7 protein-coding genes are annotated in these 6,870 nt (G+C 36.5%); all 7 read right to left on the bottom strand.

Annotated elements, in window-relative coordinates; all coding sequences use genetic code 11:
- Positions 1-153: 153 nt before the first annotated feature.
- A complete protein-coding gene (gene greA / locus ACEN3Z_RS07005; RefSeq protein ID WP_138404648.1) occupies positions 154-639 on the bottom strand; it encodes a transcription elongation factor GreA in 486 nt (161 codons plus the stop codon).
- 134 nt (positions 640-773) lie between these two features.
- A complete protein-coding gene (udk, locus tag ACEN3Z_RS07000; protein ID WP_407090292.1) occupies positions 774-1,400 on the bottom strand; it encodes a uridine kinase in 627 nt (208 codons plus the stop codon).
- 52 nt (positions 1,401-1,452) lie between these two features.
- Entirely contained in the window at positions 1,453-2,676 is a 1,224-nt protein-coding gene (mltG, locus tag ACEN3Z_RS06995) for an endolytic transglycosylase MltG (RefSeq protein WP_407090291.1), read from the bottom strand.
- A gap of 144 nt (positions 2,677-2,820) precedes the next feature.
- Positions 2,821-3,123 carry a DUF1292 domain-containing protein gene (locus tag ACEN3Z_RS06990; RefSeq protein ID WP_218930794.1) on the bottom strand — a complete coding sequence of 101 codons (303 nt, stop codon included), beginning with the start codon at positions 3,121-3,123 and terminating at the stop codon, positions 2,821-2,823.
- Positions 3,124-3,142: 19 nt separating this feature from the next.
- Positions 3,143-3,583: a Holliday junction resolvase RuvX gene (gene ruvX, locus ACEN3Z_RS06985; protein WP_407090290.1), complete on the bottom strand. Its 441-nt coding sequence runs from the start codon at positions 3,581-3,583 to the stop codon at positions 3,143-3,145.
- Entirely contained in the window at positions 3,583-3,843 is a 261-nt protein-coding gene (locus ACEN3Z_RS06980) for an IreB family regulatory phosphoprotein (protein WP_338489244.1), read from the bottom strand. The genes ruvX and ACEN3Z_RS06980 overlap by 1 nt, the downstream gene beginning before the upstream one ends.
- Before the next feature lie 233 nt (positions 3,844-4,076).
- Complete coding sequence (gene alaS, locus ACEN3Z_RS06975) at positions 4,077-6,734, bottom strand: alanine--tRNA ligase (RefSeq protein WP_407090289.1); 2,658 nt, start codon at positions 6,732-6,734, stop codon at positions 4,077-4,079.
- Positions 6,735-6,870 lie beyond the last annotated feature (136 nt).

The following is a 6,870-nucleotide window of genomic DNA, read 5'->3' as shown; positions in this document are numbered from 1 at the left end:
TTAAAGATGAGAACACAACACAAACTATCGTTGCATAGAGAGACACTTAAACATAGGAATAAAAAAAGAGCCAAGGTGACTGCGTCACCTGGCTCCTCGGTCCACCAACATCAAAAATTCATGAACCACTTATTAATACTTAACTATTCAAGACTATTCATCAGCTGCTTCAATTTTGATGATTTTAACATCAAAAGATCCGCCTGGCGTTTGAATCGAAACAACATCATTTAATTTTTTACCTAAAATTGCTTGGGCAATCGGTGAGTCATTAGAAATTTTATATTCTAATGGGTCAGCTTCTGCACTACCAACAATTGTATACGTTTCTTCGTCGCCATCTGGTACTTCAACAAAAGTAACTTTACGACCTAATGAAACTTCATCTTTAGCAACGTCTTTATCATCAATAATTTCTGCGAAACGAATCATATTTTCAATACTTGAAATACGACCTTCCACAAAAGCTTGCTCATCTTTAGCTGATTCATACTCAGAGTTCTCTGATAAATCCCCAAAACTTCTTGCGATTTTAATACGTTCAATAATTTCTTTACGTTTATTGACTTTTAAATCTTCTAATTCTTGTTCTAATTTTTCTTTACCTGATAAAGTCATTGGATAGACTTTTTGATCCATGTTATTCTCTCCTTCTTGAAACGATAGAAATAAGATAGCACGTTATTTACTATTTTTCAATCTAAATTTTTATTTTTTATATAAAAGAATAATAAACAATCGTAGTTTACCGCTAATCACGATCGTTTATGTAATTATTTTTGATTCAAGATTGTTGCAATCTTCGTTGTTAATAAGTCAATCGCAACTTGATTGTAGCCACCTTCTGGTACGATGATATCAGCATAACGTTTCGTAGGTTCGATGAATTGGTGGAACATCGGTTTCACGACCTCTACGTATTGTTTAATCACTGACTCAACCGTTCTACCTCGTTCATTAATATCACGAAGTATTCGTCTAGCTAAGCGAATGTCGTCGTCAGTATCTACATACACTTTAATATCCATTAAGTCTCGGATGCGTTTATCATCTAATATTAAAATCCCTTCAACGATAATAACATCACGGGAAACTTCATATTCCGTTTCATTACTTCGTGTATGATTTGTAAAATCATAAATTGGTTTCTCAATTGAACCACCTTCAATTAATGTCACCAGATGATTGTAAAATAAATCATTATCAAACGCTAATGGATGATCATAATTTGTCTTCAATCTCTCTTCTAGTGGAAGGTCACTTTGATTTTTATAATAATAATCTTGTTGTAACAACATTACTGATAGTCCTTCGAAAGTTTCTAATATTCGACTACTTACACTCGATTTTCCACTTCCTGAACCACCGGAAACGCCAATTACTACTGGTTTCGTCCCCATAAACAATCTCGCTTTCTATGTTTAATAATAACTGTAAAATTGAGTATCAATCTTACTCAACCGATTCGTCAACAATTTCCTCAGCTTCCTCATCTGTTGTAGTTTCATCTTCGCCAGCTTCTGCTTCAATGGAAGCTTGTCGACTATTTACAAATTCTTCAACTAACGCGTCGTGTTCTTCAATTGTGCTTGAATAATATATTTCCTGCGTATCGATATCAGCCACGAAGTAATAATAATCATTCCATGTAGGATAGATTGCAGCAACAATCGCTTGGTAACTCGGTGTTCCAATCGGACCAGGTGTTAATCCGTCATACATGTATAAGTTATACGGCGAATCTACTTCTAAATCTGTATAAGTTACAAATTCTCGATGCTCACCTAATGCATATAAGACCGTTACATCCGATTGAAGTGGCATACCTACTTCTAGACGATTATAGAACACACCTGAAACAAGACCACGATCTTCTTCTGTAATTGCTTCGCGTTCAATAATTGAGGCAAGTGATAATACTTCATGATAAGAAAGGTACGTATTCGTTAAATCATCCACTAATCGTTGATAATTTAAATTCGCGGCACTGACCATTTCTGTAATTAATTCTTGCGCCGTCATTCCAGCAAAGTAATCATAAGTTGCTGGGAATAAGTAACCCTCTAAAGTATATTTTAAGCCTTCTAATTGCGTCACTTCTTCTAAAAGTGATGGGAATTGGCTTTGAAGATTTGTTATGAATTCCTCATCTTGAACAGTATCCATAAACTCTTCTTCTGTAATCGCTGTATTCTTGTTAACCAGGGTAGTAATTTCGTCAATAGTTGCCCCTTCAATCACTGTGATGGTTGTATCTGCATCAACAAAGATTGGTTCCCCACCCGCTTGAAGTGTTGTTAGAACTTGTTGTGCATCCATCGATGGTGAAAATTGATAATGACCCGCTTGAAGTGCTTCTTCATTATTGGCCTTCATATAAATTCCAAAGATATCCGCATGACGGACAATCTCATTCTCTTCAAGTATATTCGCAACATCATCTGAAGTACTATCAAAGGGTATCGTCACTTCTACTAGTTGATCATTATTCGAATTAACAGGACTCAATGCTTTCGTTACATAGAAATAACCAAATATAGCCGTACCCACTACAATTAATATAATTAGTAAGATAATAATGCGAACGATTCGGTTGGTCCACAATCGCTCTTTCACTCGTTCGGTCTCGGTTTCCTTGGCACGTTGTTTAATATCTTCCCAAGATTCTTTTGACATAGTTTCTCCTTTATGTAGAACTTTTTACTGAAAGATTATAACAGAGAAGTAGTACTATTACCATAATACTTCTATTACAAAAACATCACACATCTACCGATAGGTAAAAGTGTGACGTATTGTAAATCATTCTGTTATCTTAAACTACTCATCTTCATCTAACAAGAATGTATTAAGTACTTCCTCAACCATGTCCCATTCTTCTTCAGTTTGGATAGGTTGTAACGCTCCTGTTGTTCCATCTTCAGCTTCAGTGTATGAAAATGCTTGTAATTCAACATCTTCTTCTTCATTTGTTCCAGCTGGATAAACTAAAACATAGCTTTTTTGGAAATCTTCTGAATCAAAAGTAAACAAAATTTCGTGTAGCGTTTCATTTCCCTCTTCGTCAAAGATTGTAATATATTCATGTTCGTTGTGGTGTTCATGATTGTGTTCGTTTTCCATATTAAGTAATCTCCTTAAATCATAGTTGTGGTTTTGAATCTAAATAGTTTTGTAAAATGATGACAGCTGCGACTTTATCGATAACTTTTTTGCGTTTCTTACGGGAAACATTCCCCTCGTTAATTAACATCTTTTCTGCTTGAGAAGTTGTTAATCGCTCATCTTGATACACGACCTCTACGTCTGGATGATGCTCTTTAATAAGATCACCATATCTCATGGAAGCCTCTGCTCTTGGACCAATGGAGTTATTCATATTCTTTGGAAATCCAATGACAACTGTATTGACATTCTCTGATTTTATAATTTCACTCAGACGTTCAATCCCAAATTCGTTCGCATCTTCATCAATTCTAATCGTCTCTAACCCTTGGGCAGTCCAGCCAAGTAAATCACTGAGTGCGACTCCGACTGTCTTTGAACCAACATCTAGACCCATAACTCTTTGATATTTGCTCATTAACTCTCTTCTTGTGTTAGATAGAATTCTACTAACTTCTCCAGAATTTCATCTCGTTCATGACGACGTATTAAGTTACGTGCATCGCGGTGACGAGGGATATATGCAGGATCTCCTGAAAGTAAATAACCAACTATTTGATTAATTGGATCATACCCTTTTTCTTCAAGTGCGCTATAGACTATCTCCAATGTTTCTCTTACTGTGCGTTTATTAATATCGTCCAGTTTGAATAGTATTGTTTCATCTAATGATTGCATCGCTTTCACCAAACCTTTCATATCTGTAAAGCCATCGATTTTAGATCTTTTGCGATGTACTTCGAGTTAACAACATTCTAACATACTTTGCGTATAATTACTTAGTAAATTCCTTCGCAAGCTATAATTTGTAATGGAATTGTCACAATCAATGCTAAAAAGCACAATGAAAGAACAGATAGAGTTGGAAGCGGTTTATTCAATCCAATCTGTCTGTCCTCTCTCAAATAAACTTATGCTTCTTTAATTGTTGCTTTTATTGCCTCAGGGATTGCATTAATCATATCTTGAATTCCTGCAGGTTTTTTCCCTCCAGCTTGAGCCATTTGTGGTCGTCCACCACCGCCACCGCCAATTAATTTAGCTAATGGTTTAATAATATCTCCCGCTTTTGTTCCTTTTGCGACAGTTTCATCATCAACAAAGACTAATAAAGTCGCTTTATCATCTTGGTTAGATACGGCTACTAGGATATTTGATGCCTGTTTTTCACGCCAAACATCTCCTAATTGACGTAAGCCATCTGTTGATTGATTTTCTTGAACGACACTTACAAAAGTGATGCCTTCAACTTCTTCAGTCTCATTGAATAAATTACCAGACTCTTCTTGTAATAATTTTGCAGATAGAGATTCAACTTTAGAGTGCGCTTCTTTCAATTCTTCTTGTAATTGGTGAATACGAGGTAGAAGCTGTTGCGTTTGTTGGACTTTTAATTCAGCTTGAACAGCTTGTAATATTGCTTCTTTCTCTTGATAATATTCAATCGCAGCTTGCCCTGTAAGAGCTTCGATTCGGCGAATTCCCGCACCAATCCCTGACTCACTCACTAATTTGAAGGTACCAATATCATTAGTATTCGATACGTGTGTTCCCCCACAAAGTTCAATCGACTCATTCCCAATGTTTACAACACGAACGATATCACCATATTTCTCACCGAACAATGCCATTGCGCCTAATGCTTTCGCTTCATCAATTGGCATTTCGTTAATATCAACGTTCACCGCATTTTGAATAAAGTCATTTACATATTGTTCAATCTGTTTTAACTCTTCGTCTGTCACTTTACCAAAGTGCGAGAAGTCAAAGCGTAAGCGATCTGGCCCAACATAAGAACCTGATTGATTCGCATGCTCACCTAAGATTGTCTTAAGACCTTGGTGTAATAAGTGAGTTGCTGTATGATTTTGGTTTGTCTTCAGGCGAGTTTTCCCATTTACGACTAGCGTATATGATTGACCTTCGTTTAGACGCATGCTTAACGGTTTTACTTTATGCATATATTGGCCGTTAGGTGCTTTTTGGACATCATTAACTTCTGCGATTAATTCACTACCGTCGTAAATTCCACCTGAATCCGCTACTTGACCACCCATTTCAGCATAGAATGGACTGCGATTGAAGAATACCCACGCTTCTTCATTAATTGGAAGATGGTCTAAACTCTCTTCATCTTTAATGATCGCTTTAATTGTCGCATTGCTTGATAATTGGCTGTGTCCGACGAACTCAAATTCAGATGTGACAGCTTGTAATGCTTCTGATTGTACTGACATACTTTCTTCATTCGATCTTGCAGCTCTCGCACGCTCACGTTGTTTTTCCATCTCAACTTCGAAGCCGTCATTATCTACAGTAAAGTTGTTTTCTAATGCCATCTCTTCAGTTAATTCTAATGGGAATCCAAATGTGTCGTATAATTGGAAAGCTTGCTCTCCAGATACAACGGTCTTTCCTTCCTCTTTTAATTGGGCCAAGATGTTTTCTAATTGCAACTCTCCATCGCCAATTGTTTCATGGAATCGTTCTTCTTCGTTTTTAATAATTGATTGAACGAAATCTAATTTCTCATTAAGTTCAGCGTAGTAGTCACCCATGATTTCAGTGATTGTTGGAACTAAATCACTTAAGAATAAAGTTGTAATTCCCAAACGACGACCATGCATTACACTTCGACGGATTAAACGACGAATAATATATCCACGACCTTCATTCGATGGTAAAGCACCATCACTAATCGCAAATGCAACGGCACGAATATGGTCAGCAATAACTTTGAAGCTGACTTTCCCTTCATTACTTTTGCTATATTTAATGCCATCCGTTAGCGTTTCAATTTTTTCAATAATTGGCATAAATAAATCCGTTTCAAAGTTCGTTGGTGTATCTTGAATAACTGATACTAAACGCTCTAAGCCCATCCCTGTATCGACGTTTTTATGTGGAAGAGGTACATAAGTATCATCTGGCATATGGTTAAATTCAGAAAACACTAAGTTCCAAATTTCTAGCCAACGCTCATTTTCCCCACCAGGATAGTTTTCTGGATCATCTTCGGCAAGATTATTATACGATTCACCGCGGTCATAGAAAATTTCTGTGTCCGGCCCACAAGGTCCAGCACCAATATCCCAAAAGTTATCTTCAACTGGTACTAGGTGTGAGTTATCAAAGTTTGGAATAGCCTCCCATAACTCTTTTGTTTCAGTGTCCTCTGGATAATAAGTGACAAATAATTTTTCTGGATCGAATCCTAACCATTTTTCCCCAGTTAAGAATTCCCAAGCCCATTCAATCGCTTCTTCTTTGAAATAATCTCCGATTGAAAAGTTTCCTAACATCTCAAATAAAGTATGATGTCTTGCTGTGACACCTACGTTTTCAATGTCATTTGTACGAATACTCTTTTGTGAATTTGTAATTCTCGGATTTTCTGGCGTTTCCGTTCCATCAAAATATTTCTTAAGCGTTGCAACACCTGAGTTAATCCATAGTAAAGTTGGATCATTAATTGGTATTAGCGATGCACTCGGACGGATGTCATGACCTTTACCTTTATAAAATGTTAAAAATAAATCTCTAATTTCTGCACTTGTTAATTGTTTCATCCAAACACCCCTTTAAAATAATAAAAGAGCCGTTATATGCAAGGGCGAAAATCGCGGTACCACCTCGCTTATAACAACTCAAGTTCTTATATCTCAATTGCCGTTAACGCCGACTTACGCTAAATTTTCACTTAGT

Origin of the sequence: Ruoffia sp. FAM 26254 (assembly GCF_045528545.1) — a bacterium.
In the GTDB taxonomy this organism is placed as follows: Bacteria; Bacillota; Bacilli; order Lactobacillales; family Aerococcaceae; genus Ruoffia; species Ruoffia halotolerans.
Note: the sequence above shows the minus strand (reverse complement) of the source record. Positions and strands in the feature narration are given on the sequence as shown.

What these genes read in the sequence shown, in the direction of transcription:
- ACEN3Z_RS06990 (WP_218930794.1), bottom strand. Translation starts at nt 3,123, where the DNA reads ATGGAAAACGAACACAATCATGAACACCACAACGAACATGAATATATT.
- ACEN3Z_RS06980 (WP_338489244.1), bottom strand. Translation starts at nt 3,843, where the DNA reads ATGCAATCATTAGATGAAACAATACTATTCAAACTGGACGATATTAAT.
- greA (WP_138404648.1), bottom strand. Translation starts at nt 639, where the DNA reads ATGGATCAAAAAGTCTATCCAATGACTTTATCAGGTAAAGAAAAATTA.
- alaS (WP_407090289.1), bottom strand. Translation starts at nt 6,734, where the DNA reads ATGAAACAATTAACAAGTGCAGAAATTAGAGATTTATTTTTAACATTT.
- udk (WP_407090292.1), bottom strand. Translation starts at nt 1,400, where the DNA reads ATGGGGACGAAACCAGTAGTAATTGGCGTTTCCGGTGGTTCAGGAAGT.
- mltG (WP_407090291.1), bottom strand. Translation starts at nt 2,676, where the DNA reads ATGTCAAAAGAATCTTGGGAAGATATTAAACAACGTGCCAAGGAAACC.
- ruvX (WP_407090290.1), bottom strand. Translation starts at nt 3,583, where the DNA reads ATGAGCAAATATCAAAGAGTTATGGGTCTAGATGTTGGTTCAAAGACA.